The sequence below is a fragment of the Myroides odoratimimus genome (assembly GCF_030326305.1).
GTDB classification, from domain to species: domain Bacteria; phylum Bacteroidota; class Bacteroidia; order Flavobacteriales; family Flavobacteriaceae; genus Flavobacterium; species Flavobacterium odoratimimum_A.
The window spans coordinates 32,814-50,370 of record NZ_JACAKB010000001.1 but is presented as its reverse complement, the minus strand read 5'-3'; the positions used below and the strand labels follow the sequence as shown (position 1 = coordinate 50,370).

22 protein-coding genes and 1 riboswitch are annotated in these 17,557 nt (G+C 34.7%); of the genes, 13 read left to right on the top strand and 9 right to left on the bottom strand.

Features of this window, described 5'->3' with window-relative positions; genetic code table 11:
- The first annotated feature begins 167 nt into the window (after positions 1–167).
- Complete coding sequence (locus tag HX049_RS00250) at positions 168–1,040, top strand: DMT family transporter (RefSeq protein ID WP_286413328.1); 873 nt, start codon at positions 168–170, stop codon at positions 1,038–1,040.
- A 67-nt stretch (positions 1,041–1,107) separates the two neighbouring features.
- A complete protein-coding gene (locus HX049_RS00245) occupies positions 1,108–1,434 on the top strand; it encodes a hypothetical protein (protein WP_286413327.1) in 327 nt (108 codons plus the stop codon).
- Positions 1,435–1,606: 172 nt separating this feature from the next.
- On the opposite strand, the gene HX049_RS00240 is transcribed toward HX049_RS00245, so the two are convergent.
- Positions 1,607–2,107 carry a DUF456 domain-containing protein gene (locus tag HX049_RS00240; protein ID WP_286413326.1) on the bottom strand — a complete coding sequence of 167 codons (501 nt, stop codon included), beginning with the start codon at positions 2,105–2,107 and terminating at the stop codon, positions 1,607–1,609.
- Between the two features lie 47 nt (positions 2,108–2,154).
- Here HX049_RS00240 and HX049_RS00235 point away from each other — a divergent pair, with 47 nt between their 5' ends.
- Positions 2,155–2,634 (top strand): hypothetical protein, encoded by a 480-nt coding sequence (locus HX049_RS00235; RefSeq protein WP_286413325.1) that lies wholly within the window; start codon positions 2,155–2,157, stop codon positions 2,632–2,634.
- A gap of 37 nt (positions 2,635–2,671) precedes the next feature.
- Here the strand turns inward: HX049_RS00235 and HX049_RS00230 are convergent, their stop codons facing one another.
- Complete coding sequence (locus HX049_RS00230; RefSeq protein ID WP_286413324.1) at positions 2,672–3,610, bottom strand: hypothetical protein; 939 nt, start codon at positions 3,608–3,610, stop codon at positions 2,672–2,674.
- A 170-nt stretch (positions 3,611–3,780) separates the two neighbouring features.
- Here HX049_RS00230 and ruvC point away from each other — a divergent pair, with 170 nt between their 5' ends.
- The 6 genes from ruvC to HX049_RS00200 are packed head-to-tail and all read left to right on the top strand — an operon-like array spanning position 3,781 to position 7,553.
- Entirely contained in the window at positions 3,781–4,338 is a 558-nt protein-coding gene (gene ruvC, locus HX049_RS00225) for a crossover junction endodeoxyribonuclease RuvC (protein ID WP_286413323.1), read from the top strand.
- Positions 4,338–5,471, top strand: a complete 1,134-nt coding sequence (gene hemW / locus HX049_RS00220) for a radical SAM family heme chaperone HemW (RefSeq protein WP_286413322.1) — start codon at positions 4,338–4,340, stop codon at positions 5,469–5,471. Before ruvC ends, hemW begins: the two co-directional genes overlap by 1 nt.
- A 4-nt stretch (positions 5,472–5,475) precedes the next feature.
- Positions 5,476–6,246 (top strand): cyclase family protein, encoded by a 771-nt coding sequence (locus tag HX049_RS00215; protein ID WP_286413321.1) that lies wholly within the window; start codon positions 5,476–5,478, stop codon positions 6,244–6,246.
- A 3-nt stretch (positions 6,247–6,249) separates the two neighbouring features.
- Positions 6,250–6,621 carry an MmcQ/YjbR family DNA-binding protein gene (locus tag HX049_RS00210; protein WP_286413320.1) on the top strand — a complete coding sequence of 124 codons (372 nt, stop codon included), beginning with the start codon at positions 6,250–6,252 and terminating at the stop codon, positions 6,619–6,621.
- A 2-nt stretch (positions 6,622–6,623) separates the two neighbouring features.
- Entirely contained in the window at positions 6,624–6,986 is a 363-nt protein-coding gene (locus tag HX049_RS00205) for an MmcQ/YjbR family DNA-binding protein (RefSeq protein WP_286413319.1), read from the top strand.
- Positions 6,987–7,022: 36 nt separating this feature from the next.
- A complete protein-coding gene (locus tag HX049_RS00200; RefSeq protein ID WP_286413318.1) occupies positions 7,023–7,553 on the top strand; it encodes a GNAT family N-acetyltransferase in 531 nt (176 codons plus the stop codon).
- Between the two features lie 152 nt (positions 7,554–7,705).
- Here the strand turns inward: HX049_RS00200 and HX049_RS00195 are convergent, their stop codons facing one another.
- The 7 genes from HX049_RS00195 to HX049_RS00165 form a co-directional block, all read right to left on the bottom strand.
- Positions 7,706–8,182: a hypothetical protein gene (locus tag HX049_RS00195; protein ID WP_286413317.1), complete on the bottom strand. Its 477-nt coding sequence runs from the start codon at positions 8,180–8,182 to the stop codon at positions 7,706–7,708.
- Between the two features lie 71 nt (positions 8,183–8,253).
- A complete protein-coding gene (locus tag HX049_RS00190; RefSeq protein WP_286413316.1) occupies positions 8,254–8,610 on the bottom strand; it encodes an energy transducer TonB in 357 nt (118 codons plus the stop codon).
- A 150-nt stretch (positions 8,611–8,760) separates the two neighbouring features.
- Complete coding sequence (locus HX049_RS00185) at positions 8,761–9,243, bottom strand: hypothetical protein (protein WP_286413315.1); 483 nt, start codon at positions 9,241–9,243, stop codon at positions 8,761–8,763.
- Between the two features lie 86 nt (positions 9,244–9,329).
- Entirely contained in the window at positions 9,330–10,130 is an 801-nt protein-coding gene (locus HX049_RS00180; protein WP_286413314.1) for a hypothetical protein, read from the bottom strand.
- Positions 10,127–11,329 (bottom strand): M56 family metallopeptidase, encoded by a 1,203-nt coding sequence (locus HX049_RS00175; RefSeq protein ID WP_286413313.1) that lies wholly within the window; start codon positions 11,327–11,329, stop codon positions 10,127–10,129. The genes HX049_RS00180 and HX049_RS00175 overlap by 4 nt, the downstream gene beginning before the upstream one ends.
- 2 nt (positions 11,330–11,331) lie before the next feature.
- On the bottom strand, positions 11,332–11,700 hold the full coding sequence (locus HX049_RS00170) for a BlaI/MecI/CopY family transcriptional regulator (protein WP_006257580.1): 369 nt from the start codon (positions 11,698–11,700) through the stop codon (positions 11,332–11,334).
- Positions 11,697–12,122, bottom strand: a complete 426-nt coding sequence (locus HX049_RS00165) for a hypothetical protein (RefSeq protein WP_286413312.1) — start codon at positions 12,120–12,122, stop codon at positions 11,697–11,699. The genes HX049_RS00170 and HX049_RS00165 overlap by 4 nt, the downstream gene beginning before the upstream one ends.
- Positions 12,123–12,601: 479 nt before the next feature.
- On the opposite strand from HX049_RS00165, the gene HX049_RS00160 reads away from it, so the two are divergent.
- The 4 genes from HX049_RS00160 (at position 12,602) to HX049_RS00145 (ending at position 17,556) form a co-directional block, all read left to right on the top strand.
- Complete coding sequence (locus tag HX049_RS00160; protein WP_286413311.1) at positions 12,602–13,429, top strand: hypothetical protein; 828 nt, start codon at positions 12,602–12,604, stop codon at positions 13,427–13,429.
- A 132-nt stretch (positions 13,430–13,561) separates the two neighbouring features.
- Positions 13,562–14,002 (top strand): MepB family protein, encoded by a 441-nt coding sequence (locus HX049_RS00155; protein WP_286413310.1) that lies wholly within the window; start codon positions 13,562–13,564, stop codon positions 14,000–14,002.
- Positions 14,003–14,059: 57 nt separating this feature from the next.
- A riboswitch (cobalamin riboswitch) is annotated at positions 14,060–14,241 on the top strand.
- A gap of 112 nt (positions 14,242–14,353) precedes the next feature.
- Positions 14,354–16,423, top strand: coding sequence for a TonB-dependent receptor (locus tag HX049_RS00150; RefSeq protein WP_286413309.1), 2,070 nt, complete (start codon positions 14,354–14,356; stop codon positions 16,421–16,423).
- Positions 16,420–17,556, top strand: coding sequence for a YncE family protein (locus HX049_RS00145; protein WP_286413308.1), 1,137 nt, complete (start codon positions 16,420–16,422; stop codon positions 17,554–17,556). The genes HX049_RS00150 and HX049_RS00145 overlap by 4 nt, the downstream gene beginning before the upstream one ends.
- The last annotated feature ends 1 nt before the right edge of the window (position 17,557 follow it).

The window sequence follows — 17,557 nt, the reverse complement described above, 5'->3', positions numbered from 1 at the left end:
TGGGGGCCTCTATATGTGTTATCAGAACTAAATGTAAGAAGAAAATGTTAAATCCCTTTTATCAACCTATAACAATCTAACTCATATTCTAATGACCTTTGCCAAAAAACAGATAAACTAGCAAAAGAAAAGTGTTACTTTGCAGTTAGTAAAAAAACAGACCCATTATGGCTAATAAACCACGTATAGCATTGTTTATCGGAATAATATGTATCTCTATATTCCCTGTGATTGTGAAGTTAAACTTGACTCCGAGTCTAGTATCTGCCTTCTACCGTATGGCTATAGCAGCAGTATTCGTAGTGCCTTATGCTATCTTTACGAAACAGATCAAGCTATACGATGCTAAAACAATGGGACTGATCGTGCTATGTGGAATATTCTTTGGGTCTGATATCGCTGTATGGAACTATGCGATACAAGGGTCTTCTGCTACACAGGCTACATTACTGACTAACCTCGCTCCTGTATGGGTGGGTGTAGGTAGTTATCTATTCTTAAGTACTAAGCCTACGTCTAACTTCTGGATAGGAACAGTATTCGCTATTCTAGGAATGGTAGTCCTTATCGGAGTAGAAGTATTCATGGATTTCTCTTTTGACCTGCCTTTTGCCTTTGGGATATTGTCAGGAATATTGTATGCGTGCTATATCCTGATGAGTAAAAAAGTACTATCTACAGTAGAAGTTATCCCATTTATGACGTATAGCTTACTAGTCTCTTCTGCCTTCTTAGCAATAGTGAATCTAATAGTGGGTTCGCCTTTTACAGGATGGTCTACAGAGGGATGGGTGACGCTAGTGATACAAGGTATTATCTGTCAACTATTAGCTTGGTTATTAATCAGCTACTCTACTCAGCATATGCGAGCTACTCGTGTATCACTGAGTTTACTAAGCCAGGCGTTGCTAGCGGCTATACTTGCTTGGGTATTCTTAGACGAGCAAATCACTGTACAGATGATATTAGGAGGTGCTATTATCTTATTAGGTATCGGAATTACTTTTATAGAAAAACCGCTGTTAGGTAGTAAAAAATAAAAGATAGTCTATATTTAGAACACTTATTTTTGTATATTTCAACTAGTTAACTATTAAAAAAAATATTATGAAAGTTGATTTATACACTAAAGCTATACTTACAGTGATAGCTGCATGCTTAGTGGTGATAGTATTTAAAGATATCTCTATCGTCACACCTGCACAAGCGAATACTCCTGCTAACTTCACTCCTAGTGCTAATACAAACTATGGATTAGTACCTCTAAATGCAGATGGTAGTATGAATGTACGTGTCAATAACTTCGACGAGTACGCAAATGATGTAAATGTTCGCTTCAATGATGAACTAAAAGTACGCATCACTAATTCTGAAATTAAGACTCAAGTGAGTAGTGCATGGAGAGAAACATTCAAAGTAAAAATAGAACAGTAGTTCTAAATTCACAGACTGTGTGGTAGACGCTATATGTAGCATGTCCTGAATGAATATACGTTTAGCGTGTCACCTTGACGATAGGAAAGGTCTCATTCGAAAGTCCTTATTGGGATGGGATGCTTCCTTCGTCAGCATGACATTGCTTTTGGATAAATAATTGACGACTATCTTAGAACCATACTGAGGCGTTATTCCAAATAATCTTTATCCCTAAACCTATAAAGATGATAGAAACTACTACCTTCATAAAAGTAGAAACTAAAAAACCAATCAGTGAGCCTGTAGCCGCTCTTAATGCTCTACCTTTCTCTTTGCTATTATAGATTAGCTCTCCTACTAAAGCTCCTACAAATGGCCCTATAATAAACCCTAATGGAATAGGTGCAAATATCCCGACTACGAGTCCGATATTGGTTCCCCATACACCGTACTTACTCCCTCCAAATTTCTTAGTACCCTGGGCAGGAATGATATAATCTAGAATAGAAATCGCTATCATCACCACAAAGCTCACCCACAGAATAGGATGATCCATCTCTACTCCCTTAGTCAAATATAAGCATAGAATACCTACCCAACTCAAAGGTAGTCCTGGTAGTGCAGGTAAAATACTTCCAATAAGTCCTCCTGCTAATAATAAGATACTGATTAATAATAGTACATATTCCATCTGTATTTTTTGTATTTTTGAGAATTAAAGATACAATAATCCAAGCTATGAAAAAATTACTCTTTTCAATTTTCTTATCGATAGTATTACTAGGTTGTCAGAATAAAGCGAATTATCAGCTAGACGAAGAGGCTTTATTACAAGAAGAATTAGAAAAGATAGACTGGAGCAAGGTAGATAGTTATCCGTCTGTAGAATCATGTGATTCTCTAACAGATAACCAGGCTAAAAAGGATTGTTTCTTTTCATTTGTTACCCAAAATCTACAGTTAAGATTAAATGCGGATACTATTCAAGGCAACTTCGATCAACTAGATACCCTCAAAATACTGGTAACTGTACAGGCGAATTCTAAAATAGACTTTCAACTATACGAAATACCTGATAGCCTAAAAGGATTGACCAAAACGATAGATGATATCTTACACAAACAAAGTCAGGATTTCTCTACGGTACACCCTGCCTTGAAAAGAGGTGTTCCTGTGAAAAGTCAATTCGTGGTTCCTGTTGTATTGAGTAAGCAGTAATAGTGTATATTATTCTAGTAGATACAGTGGTTGTTCTCTATTTTTTTACTTTAAACGTCAATACAAAGTAACTACCGATACTGATCGGCAAAACGATATTCAGTAACCATATCAAGGTAGCCACTAATGCGACAACCCACTGATTAACGTCTAAAGCAGTGAAAATAAACATGGCAATACTCCCCTTGACAGCAAATTCTAAGAACTGAAAGTTAGGTAATGAAGATGCCATTAAATAGATAGCCGATACGGCACATAAGAGCTCAAAATAAGGTATATCTACACCAAATAAATAATACAAAATCACATACTGATGGGTAAATGATGCATAACGAAGTAGGGCTAAGAATAGATTCTTGCGGTGTTTCTTCTTTGGTATCTCATTTAATAAATTGAGAATAGTCTGTATAGAGTAGCCCTTTATAGCGAAGTTTCTGATAGAGAATAACAAGGTAAATACAACCGCTATCACAGCGTATACAATGTATAGATAAGTATTAGGGATAATCTCATGGAACTGATTCAGAATAGTCAATCCCATCAACCCAAAAACAATAGCGTAGATCACCTGTACCCCATTACACACCATATTCAAGAATATAACACGGGGGGCATCTTTCTTCTCAAAATAAAGTGCCTTACCTGCGTACTCCCCTATCCCATTAGGGGTAAATATTCCAAGTGTCAAAGCACTCAATACTTGCTTAGCAGCTTGTCCTACAGAGACTGGTTTAATTAATGAAGATAGATTCTGCCACTTCAGAATCTCTACAAAACGATTAGAGAATGTCAAAAACATCAACGCAGCAATAGCGAGGTAATTCTTAGGGTCACTCACTACTTCGCCTAAAATATGGAAATCCAATGTCTCATCATTTGACAGTTGGTTATAGATGTAATAAAAAGCGGCGCTTACTACTAATATTTTAATTAGAAGTACGAGATATTGCTTAATTTTGTCAGATAGTATCTTCATTGCTACAAAGTAAACGATATTTTTAGTGTGATCGTGTATCTAGTACAAAAAAGTAACTACAGCTCCTATACAAAAGCTGTATTGCTAAGGTTTATAGCAAAACTGAACAGTTTTTTGGAGTAGTGTGGATTTCGTATCATCTTTGCATAGATATTAAAAACAAGAATAGATTGACAGTAGATAGAATCATATTAGGTATAGACCCTGGAACAACAGTCATGGGATTCGGCGTCATCAAGGTGGTGAATAAAAAGATGGAATTCCTTCAGCTGAATGAATTGCTATTAGCTAAGTATGAGGATAGATATACTCGTCTAAGATTGATATTTGACAGAACCATCGAATTAATTGAAACTTTTCATCCTGATGAGATTGCTATCGAAGCTCCGTTCTTAGGTAAGAACCCTCAGTCTATGCTAAAACTAGGACGTGCGCAAGGAGTAGCGATGGCTGCAGCACTGTCTCGCGATATCCCTGTGACGGAGTATGAGCCTAAAAAAATAAAGATGGCGATCACGGGTAGTGGTAATGCTAGTAAGGAACAGGTGGCAAAAATGCTACAACAATTATTACCTGGACTTAAAGAACTACCTAAGAATCTAGATAGTACGGATGGACTAGCAGCAGCTGTCTGTCACTTCTTTAACAGTGGGCGAACATTGGCTACTAAAAGTTATAGTGGCTGGGATGCATTCGTAAAACAAAACCAAGATAGAGTAAAAAAATAATGGCTGGTATCTATATACATATTCCGTTCTGTAAACAAGCGTGTCACTACTGTGACTTTCACTTCTCTACTTCATTAAAGAAGAAAGAGGAGATGCTGGCAGGTCTAAAACATGAGATGGCACTGCGCCAGAATGAACTAGATGGTGAGATCATTGAGACGATATATTTCGGTGGTGGTACGCCTAGTATCTTGGAGGTAGATGAGATTAATGACTTGATACAGACAGCCTATAATTTATTTGAGGTTAATGAACATCCAGAGATCACATTAGAGGCGAATCCGGATGATCTAGATAAAGCTACCTTATACAAATTAGCAGAATCTAGAGTAAACCGACTAAGTATCGGTATTCAGTCTTTCTATGAGGACGACCTAAAGATGATGAATAGGGCTCATAATTCTACAGAAGCTATTGAATGTCTAGAGATAGCTACGAGTCTCTTTGACAATATCTCAATAGACTTGATATACGGTATTCCGAATATGAGCAATGAACGATGGCTATCTAATGTACAGCGTATCTTAGACCTTGGCATTCCTCATATATCGTGCTATGCGCTAACTGTAGAGGAGCGTACAGCCTTAAACAAACTCATCAAAAAAGGGGTTATCCCTAGTCCTGAAGAAGAGGTGGCTCATCAACATTTTATGTTATTAATAGAGACTCTAAAAGCGAAGGGATATATCCACTATGAACTATCTAACTTCGCTAAACCGGGGTATTATTCTAAGAATAACTCAGCCTATTGGTTAGGTAAAAAGTACTTAGGTATAGGTCCTTCAGCACATAGCTTTGACGGAGTACACAGAAGTTGGAATATAGCGAATAACAGTCTTTATATAAAAGATATTTCAGAAGATAAACTACCTAGAGAAATAGAAGAACTCAACCTGACGGATCGATATAATGAATATATCATGACTGGACTGAGAACGATATGGGGAGTAGACCTGACTCGTGTAGAAAGAGAGTTCGGTAAGACTTATCACGATTATCTGATCAAACTTAGCGCTCCTTTCTTAGAAGAGGGACTGATGCATAAAGAAGGGGATATCCTTACGATCACAAATAAGGGAAAATTCTTAAGTGATGGTATTGCATCTGATTTATTTTATTTAGATTTGAAATAAAACAATGAAAGCAACGATAACCTATTCAGATACAGATTATCAAATCGACTTCTCTAAGCCGATAGATATCTCTATCCCGCTTATCAATACTGACGATAATCCTATCGCATGGTATCTAGATAAGCCTGAGATATCTCCTGTAGTGGTAGAAGACTGGATAGGGAAAGTAAGTGAAGGTAAGTCTTCGACTAACTTTAATAATATCGCATTCAACCCTCATGGGCATGGGACTCATACAGAATGTCTAGGACATATCACGTATGACTTCTACAATGTCAATGAGAGCTTAAAAGAATACTTCTTCTTTGCTCAACTTGTGACTATCTCTCCAGAAGTACAACAAGATGGAGACTGCGTAATCACATTAGCACAGCTAAAAAAGGTATGGACTGCTAATCATCAAAAAGCGATTATCATACGTACTACGCCTAATGAGTTAAACAAGAAACAACGAAAATACTCTCATACCAATCCTCCTTACTTATGTGCTGAGGCTGCTACCTTCTTAAGAGAGCAGGGTATAGATCATCTACTCATAGATCTGCCAAGCGTAGACAGAGAAGAAGATGGCGGGCAACTACTCGCTCATAAGGCCTTCTGGAATGTAACAGATACTCGTCATCTGAACGATGATGCTAGGCTAAAGTCTACCATTACAGAGATGATATATGTGGATGATGAGGTAAAGGATGGGTTCTATTTTCTGAATATACAGCTAGCTTCTTTTGTCAATGATGCTAGTCCTAGTAAACCTGTATTATATAAAATCATATAAACTATGGAACTAGATGAATTATACGACTATTGTTCTTCTAGACCTTACGCTACAAGTGGTTTCCCATTTGACGAAAACTTAATGACATTCCAAGTTGGCGGAAAGATATTTGCGATGATTGCCATGCACTTTTGGGAACAGGGTGATCGCAATATTATCCTCAAATGTGACCCTCAACTTGCGACTGAATTAAGAGAGGAATATGAAGATATTACATATGGATATACCATGAACAAGAAACACTGGAATACGGTATATCTCAGAGGCAGATTTACACCTGATCAAATCAAAGAATGGATAGACCACTCTTATGATCTAGTCTACGATACTCTATCTCGAAAAGAACTAATACAACTCGGTAAAACACCACTATAACAATGGATGTACATACACTCTATGACTACTGCCTAAATAAAAAAGGGACAGTAGAAGACTTCCCTTTTGATGAAGAAACTCTAACATTCAAGGTGGGAGGTAAAATATACTTACTCCTAAACCTAACGAAATGGGAACAAGGGAACTGCTTTATCAATCTGAAGTGTGATCCTGAACGTGCAGAAGAATTACGTGCTGATTATAGTGAGATCACACCTGGGTATCACATGAGCAAAAAGCACTGGAACAGTGTACACTTAGGAGGTTCTGTACAGTGGCCTCTATTAAAAGAATTAATAGATCATTCATATGATTTAGTATTCAACAGCTTAACTAAAAAAGTACGTGAAGAGATTAATCCATAGTATTACTCTTCTACAAACAATAAAATAAATAAAACAATGAAGGTATTTATAGAAACAGAACGACTACTGATTCGTCAATATAAAGAAAGTGATCTAGCTGACTTTATAGCTATGAATCAGGATGATCAGGTGATGGAGTTTTTCTTGAAGAAAATGACAGCTGAAGAATCAACACAGGCATACAACAGACAAAAAAGTAAAATAGATACTCAAGGATATGCATTCTTCGCTGTAGAAGAAAAAAGCAGTGGAAGCTTTATTGGGTTTGTCGGGTTATTAGATATTACCTTTGATGTGGACTTCGCTCCAGGAGTAGAGATAGGATGGCGTATGCTACCACAGTTCTGGGGTAAAGGTTATGCTACAGAGGCTGCTAAAGCGTGTATAGCATTTGGTAAAGAAACTTTAGAATTAGATAAGATCTATTCATTCACTACGACACAGAATAAGCGTTCTTATAATGTAATGGAGAAAATAGGAATGTCTTATGTAAAGAACTTTAATCATCCTCTTGTCCCTAAAGACCACCCTCTAGTAGAACATGTCTTATATGAGATCAACTTATAGAAATCTTAGCAAGGTAATCTTCTATTAAATGACTCTGTAGTAAGTCCGTAAATTCGTATAAATAATGGACTTACTACAAAGGTATTATTACATCAATAAAAAATCAATAGGTTTACATTATTCAGAGATATAGTTCTATACCAAGAGATAGTTTACTCTTTTCTTTTCTCTAATAACTTATTTAAATCTGCTGGAGTCATAATAAAGTCACTCTGCTTAATAACGAAAGGGATTGTTACTTGAGATTTAATATGCTTCCCTTCTTTTACCTCAGGAGTCCAAGCTCCTACATTCATAGCGATAGTCTTCATTCTTTCCTTGACATTGCTATTATCTACACCAAGAACGATGACTTCATTCACCTCTCCTGTATCAGTCAATAACAAACTAAGAACAAACTTAAATTCTGCTCCACTAAATACAATCTTACCACTCTCCTTAAAGAATGCTCTTAAGAAGTCTTCTTTAAAATCGCCTTGATACGTAGCTATTGTATCACGAGGAGATGTAACAACTTCTGTTGTCTGCTTATTCTTTGACTTTTTATTCTTTCTCTGAGCCACACTGTACTGAGCCCCTAATACAAACAAGGTAAAAACAAATACTAGCTTTAAGGTTCTATGTATCATTCTATTTTCTTTTTTTAGCAAGTTCAAGATAAACAAAAAAAGAGAGCGATATGCTCTCTTCTCTAATTTCGTTATACTTCTAATATGGATACATTAATATAAAAAGGTACTGAATATCGTGATGCTATTGCTGTTTTACCCTCTGTAGCAGGCTTCCACTTCTTTAGAGACTTCACTGTACGGACAACCTCCTCTGATATAGATGAGTCTGTAATACCAGGCACAGTAATATTATCTACCTGTCCTGAATCTGTTACTGTAAAATTAATAGTAAAACTAAGTTCTGTCTCTTCTGTCTCTATCTCTTGGTTATTCTTGTAAAAGGCTTTTACAAAATCATTCATAAAATGACCTGGATACTTAGCGTGCTTTTTATCTGTCAGAACAGATACTTCATTCGATAGGCTATTTGCTACCACTTTATGCATCCCGCCTTCTAACCAAAGTTAGGTAGTAGATACAAGTGTTAGTATTACTTTAGTTGTCGTTGTATTGAACACTGTATTGTGCTTTTTATTAACAGCTAACTAAGATATCTCTTATAACTATAACAAAAAAGCCCCTACATCACATTGACACTAAATTTCATTAACATCTGCTAATAATATAATCGGCAATGTATACTGTGAAGTAATCTTCTCTCCTTTATAAGAAGCTGGAATCCACGTATCTGCTGTTATCGTATAAATGATCTCTTTTAGCTTATCGTTCTCTTCTGATGTAAAGTTGCTGCGCAATACACTGATATCATTAATAGATCCGTCTTTCTCAATGGTTATTTCAAAAACAAGATTAATATTATTACTCACCTTCTTATCAGGAAAAGCTTGGTAAAAATGCTTAGAAAAGTTTATAGATAATTGATCAGCACTCATACGAGAAGTAGCGGGTTTAAACTGTTTGTTATGCGTGAATTCAACAGTATCTGTATTAGACCTAGCACAGATCAAGGCAGACTTAGGAGTATGCTCATGGATAACTACTCTATCTTGTGCGAACGAGGCCATAACTAAGGTAGAGATAAAAATAGTGAAGAAGTACTTAAAATAATTAGTTCTCATTTTTTGTTTTAAAAATACAAATTATTCAAGTGTTAGTATAAAAAAACCTGTCTTTTAACGACAGGTTCTATATAAATTTATTCTAACTACGAAGAAAGTACAAAAGGTAATACCTCCTTATTCAGATCATATTCATCTTCTAATAACTCTTTCAGTTTATCACTCTGAAGCATCTGAATAAAAAGAGCACCCTGAGCACGAAGCAATCTTTCTTCTTTATCAATACCAAGGTTTAACTTATAAATACCCCTTATTGAATCTATAAAGTAATTATATACATCATACTGTTCATTTCTAAGATTCTTCATAATGGCATTGAAAGCAAAAGCTTCTACAAAGGGCATACGTATAGCTTCAGTATTTTTAATACTATTTAATCCTACACATACCCTCGCCGTGTACTCTCCCTTTGGGGTAATATTCTCTATACTAAAGAACTTAACAGCAACATTAAGTACTTCATCCATAGAGATAGAATCTTTTTTACTATCCTTTTTTATCACTTGAGCGTTATACTTCTCTACTAACGGACTAAAAATAGTATCCGACACCATCATAGATAGAAAGCTATCTTGTGACAAAGTAATCTCTTTATTCGAGGCAAATGTATTCTTCTCTAAAGACTCAGAAAAATTCACTACAAGATAATCCCAAAACAAACGATGCTTATTAATATACTCTGCTCCCTTCACAGTAGAGTCTACTTCTTTTACTGTTTTTAATAAACGTATATCGCCTGAAGAAAGCTCAACTTTCTCAAGTGCAAGAAAGTTACTGTAATCCTCTAATATCTCTTGTCCCATACTTGTTAGTACACCTCCTAATAAAGTCACTACGCAAGTAACATATAGCTTAAATGATAATAATACTGTTGTTATTGGTCTCATGGTGTTGCTCTTTTAAAAGTTATTGGTAAAGTAAACACTGTGCTTACTACTTCTCCATTCTGCTGTGCAGGAAGCCATTTTGGCATCGTCCTTAAGGTCTTTACTATCTCTTCTCCTACTCCTAGCGGATCTCTTAAAACCACTATATTCTCTAATGTCCCATCCACTTCTACTGTAAACTGTACTACTACTTTAGCCTCACTCTCTTCTGAATAGGGATATGGATCTGTAAAATTTAGAAGAAAGTCATTAATAAACTGATTCATCCCTCCTGGATATTGAGCTCGCGTATCTGTCGCTTGGAATGGTATATCAGCTGTATCTGTCGTCACTTTCTGATTAGTTGACTTGGCTTGAATAGCAAGTGTGCCCACTAGTAAAAAAAGAACACAAGACAAACTGATCCCTACTCTATTTCTCCATGGACTATTGTTTTTTGTAATCATGATGAATCGCTTCTTTGTCAAGTTAAAGTTGAAAGAGCTCGTTACTTGTAACTCATGCTGTTTATAAGTCTGAGCTAATAACAACTGTAAATATGCTCCTGCTTCTTCTTGAGAAGAAACGCTCGAGTCATCTGCTAAAAACTCATGGTTTAACGCTATACAAGTCTTATAATAATAGAATATTGGGTGAAACCAAAAGAGCACTTTTAACATCTCTATCAATATAATATCCAAGCTATGTCTCTGCTGTACGTGTACTATTTCATGTTGCAATATTTTATTGTCTTCTGACACTTCTTCTGTTATAGGAAAGTATACTGTATTCCCAAACGAGAAGGCATTTGTGATTTGACTAGATAAAACTATAGCTACATCATTGAACTCTATACTAGTTCCTTCCTGTTTTAACCTTCTAATTTTGATAGTTTCGACAACTAACTTAAATAGTAAAAATAATATCCCTATCAGATATAACACCCCTATTCCATAAGACCACTCTATAGTAGAATTAACCATCACCTCCTGTTTAGGAGTTTCCATAATGACGTCGTTTAACTCTTCTAAAGTTTGGTTCCATGATACAATCTCCACATCTGTAGAAACAGTAATAAACGGTAAAAAAAGCCCTATAAGCAATGTCCCTAGTAGGTAATATCTCTTAAAGTGATGTGCTTTACTATTCTCTAACAACAGTTTATATATCACTAGTGAAGCAATGAGAATGAGTGTGATTTTGGATAGGTATAATAACATAGCTATTTCGTTTTTAACTGTTCATCTACTATTTTTTTTAATTCTTCTAATTCATGTTTACTCATCTTACTTTTTCTAGTAAAAAAAGAAGCAAAACGCAAAGCAGAGTTATCAAAGAAGTTCTCTACCATGACGTTAAGATGTTTCTCAAAGTAATCGTCTTTCGCTATTAAAGGGTAGTACTCTCTAGAGTTACCATATAATTTATAATCAATAAACCCTTTGTCAACTAATCTTTTTAACAACGTTGCCACTGTTGTTTGAGCAGGTTTAGGCTCTGGATACTTTTCCATAATATCCTTTGTAAATGCCTTCTCCATATCCCAAATATATTCCATTAGTTGTTCTTCTGTTTGTGGTAGTTTTATCATTCTCGTACAGTTGTAATATGTTCTAATATTCCTTTTTTATAATGCTTTACTTGTATTAATCTTCCCTTTAGATCATAGATAAACCAAGATCCTGTATAGTAATAATGCAAACCTTTATTAGTTTTGACCAATACCGTTTTACCGATTGCCTCTACCTTATGATTAGGGTGATAAAAAGTAGTGTGAGCTATAGAATCTCGTATCACTTCTTTTTTATAAAGCTTTCCATCTCGCTTATACCTCCATGTCCCTTTCTGAAAACCCGCACTGTCGTATCTTCCACGTTGTACTTCCTGCTTTCCCTCGACTGTACTTTTAAACACCCAACGACCTACTTTCTCGCTTCCAACTTTCTGATTAATCTTACAAGAACTGAAAGATACAATTATTACAAGACTAAAAATGAATACACTATATTTCATAATACTGATATTTGTAGATGTTGTTCTACAAATATAGAACACTTGTTTAGAAAAACAAATACTCACATCATTATTTTAAAAATAAGTACATAAAAGATCAATTTCTTATTAGTGTTTATTCTTAAACTAATGATTGTTTTCTTTTGACTTACTAGGGGATTGCTTGAGGGTTTCTTGCACCTTTCTTTGACAAAAACACCCTCTAGGCAAGAAAACTCCTAGGAATCCCCAAAGAATCCTCAAGAAAGTGCAAGCAAAGCGTACATATTATAAGATATATACTGATGAAATCAATCTAAGACAGCACCATCATTAATATAAAAATCACAAAGTAAACATTGCTTTATTTTCTATTCTTAATAATAACATTTCATATAGTTATTTTTAACACAAATAACTAAAAAACAACACAATAAAAGTAAATAAAACATATAATATACATTTTTTTTAGTAATTTTGCATTACTAATATTCATTCATATGAAAAAGGCTATAACTAACATTTTAAGTACTTTATTAGTATTTATTACTATAGGATGTAGTTCTGATAGTAATAATTCTAATGATGACGGCACCTCCAATTCAGGGAAAGAAAAAATCACTGTTCTAGATGTCTATACGAATATAGATTCCTTTAAAGATGATAGTGATTCTTATGAAGTGAAATTTGCCTATGATGATCAAGGCAAAGTAACAAACCATTACATGACTTATGAGGCTATAAGAAACAATCAGTTGGTGGTGCACTCCAAGTCTGAATGCTCTTACTTTTATGATAAGAACAACCAACTTATCAAAATAAAAGAAGTCAATGGCGAGGGTAAACTGACAAAAAACTTTGTTTTCGAATATGATGATAAAGGACAAATGATAAAAAGTACTGATCTAGACTATGATAGTAAACTATTCTTTACTCATAATAATAAAAAACAAATAATAAAAGCGACTGACATAAAGAACACAACAGGTTTTAATTATGATGATCAAGGTAATCTCGTAAATACTTCTACGATAGATAATGCTAATCTGGTAGAATCTTATACTTATGATAACAACCCCAATCCTTTTAGAGACATGCCAGTAAATCTACCTCTGCATTTTCAAAAAACAACAGCTTTTGATATTATGTACTATTATAAGCCTATAAATAATGTAACTTCTTACAATCAAAACAACTCGACAAAAGGGAATGTACAATATGAATATAATAAAAATAAATATCCTAAAATAAGTATTTCTACAAATAATAATGGCACTGTTAGAGAAAAATTTTCCTATAAAGAGATAGAAATCACTAAAACAAAATAAGATTACATCTTAATGAATAGATGCTCCTATCAGTTTTTATGGCTATTGGAGCATCTATTTTATGCGCAAAACTAATCTTTTACAACTTATAAAATAAAACTTACTACATTTGATTAAAATTAATTCATTTTAATGCAAATACCTAACTTTCTTACACGCATAGATAAATCGCTTACCACTAAGTATAATACCCCAATATACGATGTTCAAATAGCAGAGGAGAAAAATGACTATAATGCCTGTACCTTCTGTATCAACAACCAAAAAATCGTCTATAGAGAAGCTAAAATAACCCCAAAAAAAACAGGGTATTTCGTAGCGATATGGCAACGTGATAATGAAGGAAAGACTATCCCATATCAGATCACAGATGATTTTGACTATCTACTTATTTCTACTCAACAAGGGTACTTTTTATACCCAAAAGAAGAATTAGCCAAACTTAATATAATATCTACTAAACTAAAAGAAGGCAAAAGAGGAATGCGTGTCTACCCAGTTTTAGAAACAGAGATGAACAAGCAAGCTTTAAAGACTTATCAATCTCACCTGCCTTTTTGGAATAATTTTTAAAGATTCTATAATAAAATACCATTAACAGAATAAATACATTCCATTAAGCTTTTTTTATATATTTGTAACGAGACTGGTTATCATTGTGATACGAAAAAGGGAATTAGGTGCAAATCCTAAACAGACCCGCTGCTGTAAGCTCATCAAAAATTAACGAATCTAGCTATCCACTGTCGCATAGATGGGAAGGATATTCGTTATGAGTAAGTCAGAATACCTGCCAATCTAAAATAAGTTTTGATGTTTTCGGGGGATGAAACATAAGGCGTTCTATGATATAGTCATTGGCAACAGTGATTTTGACGCATTTAAATCTACTCCATTGTCAAAATCAACTAGCCAAAAACTAATATGACTAAAACAAAATTACTAGTACTAACCACTGTGTTATGTATAGCAAATACTGCTATGTATGCACAGACACCTAAAGACAGTATTACTGCTCTAAATGAGATCGTGATACAAAAAGAAGTCTTTCGAGATCTTATACCTGTACAAACACTAGACGGAGCTAAACTTCAACGTCTTAATAGTTATAGCGTAGCAGATGCTCTAAGATACTTCGCAGGAGTGAAGATCAAAGATTATGGAGGTATGGGCGGCCTAAAGACAGTAGATGTTCGTAATATGGGTACTCATCATGTAGGAGTATTTTATAACGGGGTACAAGTAGGCAATGCACAGAATGGAATCGTAGACTTAGGAAAGTTCTCTTTAGACAATATCGAGACTGTAAAGCTATACAATGGTCAACGTAGTGCTATCTTCCAATCTGCTAAGGAGTTTGCGTCTGCTTCTACTGTATATCTACAAACTAAAAAGCCTATCTTCCAAGAAGGAAAGGACGTCAATATATCAGCTAAGTATAAAGCGGGTTCTATCCAATTAGTCAACCCTTCTGTACGTACAGATATCAAGGTAAATAACAATATTAGTACCTCTATCAGTGCTGAATATATCTATTCTAATGGTGATTATAAATTCAGACAAAAACGCCACAATATAGATGGCTCTGTAGCTTATGATACTATTGGACATAGACAGAATAGTGATATAGAGGCATATCGAATAGAGAATACATGGTTTGGAAAAACAGATAAAGATACTTGGCAAGCTAATTTATATTATTACCAATCAGATAGAGGCTTACCTGGTGCCGTTATTAAAAAAAGTGATGTAACTCTTGAAACAGAAAACATCAATGAACGTCAGCAAGACAAAAACTTCATGGCACAAGGAGAATGGACAAGATTTGTTTCAGACAGATATCAATTCCAACTCAAAGGAAAATATGCTTATGATGAAATGCATTACTTATCACGTAAGACAGTAGGCTTTGAAGGAGAAGAGGTAACTTATAATCCACAATTTGACAATACTTATTTTCAACAAGAGTATTATCTATCTGCAGCACACCTGTACAAGCTTACAGATATATGGGATGTGTCTTTATCTACAGATTTACAATACAATAAATTAAATGCAACACGCAAAGGTCAAGGAACGCCGTTCTCTTATCCTGAACGCTACACATTCCTGACTTCACTTGCAACTTCTGTAAACTTGGGTAAAGTAAAGGCTCAAGCTAATATACTAGGAACATTTACTAAAGAAAAAGTACGTTATAACTTTGAAGCACCTGATCGTCACTATTGGGCACCTTCTGTATTCCTAAGCTATAAGCCTTGGGATAATGAGAATCTAGTCATTCATTCTTTCTATAAGTACATTTATAGACTACCTACATTTAATGACCTTTATTATACTCAATTAGGTACAGCTAACTTAAAACCTGAAGCGTCTAGACAGGTTAACTTAGGTTTTATTTATAATAAACAGTTTCAACATTCTCTTTTTGAAGAAGTGCATCTGTCTGTCGAATCTTATTATGCTAATATTACAGATAAGATTATTGCTACTCCTACTTCTAGTATGATGAGATGGATGATGACCAATCTAGGAAAGGTAGAAAACTACGGAATAGAAACTAACTTAGGAACTACTCTAAAAATCATGGAGGACTTAAAGCTAGGAGTAAACCTAACTTATGAATATACGGTTGCCAAAGACAAGAGTAAAACGCTATATGGCAAGCCTTCTTATTACGGAGATCAGATACCTTATGCTCCATGGCATTCTGGATCATCTATAGTTAGCTTAGACTATAAAGATTGGTCTCTGAATTATAGTTTTATTTATGTAGGAGAACGTTACAATGGTAATAAAAACAATATCAAGCGAAATGAAATACAACCTTGGTATACACATGACATTTCTTTGCTGAAAAGCTTTAAATGGAGACACTATCACTTTAAAGCAAGCATAGAGGCAAACAATATTGCGAATCAATATTATGAAGTTGTGAGTAACTTCCCAATGCCTGGACGTAACTTCCGTTTCACTTTAAGCTTTGACCTATGAAATTAAACAAAATAATATTCCTTGTATTAGCATTACTAACATTAATAAGTTGTCGCAAAGATGAGATGATTTTTTTATCAGATAGTTCGCAAGTATCTATCCCTGTTACTACAGATAAATACAGCGGTTTCTATCTTCTTAATGAGGGGAATATGGGAATGAACAGAGCGTCTATTGACTTATTTGAATATCAGAATGGGACGTATACTAGAGATATCTTCTCAGAAAGAAACCCTAACATTACTAAAGAACTAGGAGATGTAGGTAATGATATCAAGATATATGGAACTAAAGCCTATGCTACTATTAACGTATCAAACTTCATAGAAGTATTTGATGTTGAAACAGGCAAACATATTAAACAAATACATGTACCTAACTGCCGTTATCTCGCTTTTAAAGATGGTAAGGCATACGTTAGTTCGTATGCAGGAAAAGTAGAAATAAATCCAAATGCAGAACGTGGTTTCGTAGCGGAGATAGATACCTTATCACTAGAAGTAACTAGACGAGTAACAGTTGGTTATCAACCCGAAGAAATGGTAATTAAAGGTAACAAACTATATGTGGCTAACTCTGGAGGATACCGCGTTCCTAACTATGATACTACAGTATCAGTGATAGACATTCCTTCATTTACAGAAACCAAAAAGATAGATGTAGCCATCAACTTACATCGTATGCAGATAGATAAAGCTGGAGACATCTATGTTTCTTCAAGAGGAGACTATTATAATGTAGAACCTAACTTATATGTAATAGACTCTGACTCTGACCAAGTGAAACAGAAGCTGGACATCCCTGTATCTAATATGACTATGGATGATGATAAGCTATACTACTACGCAACTTCTTATAAACATAACACAGGAGGTAATAATGTATCCTATGGTATCCTTAATACATTGACAAAACAAGTTATTACTGATAACATCATCACTGATGGCACAGAAAAACAAATACAGATACCTTATGGAATAGCAGTCAATCCTGAAACCAAAGAAATCTTCATGACTGATGCACAAGACTATATAGGGACAGGTTTTGTCTACTGTTTCTCTCCTGAAGGAAAGCTTAAATGGAAGACAACAGGAGGTAATATACCCGCTCATATAGCATTCATTAAAAAATAAA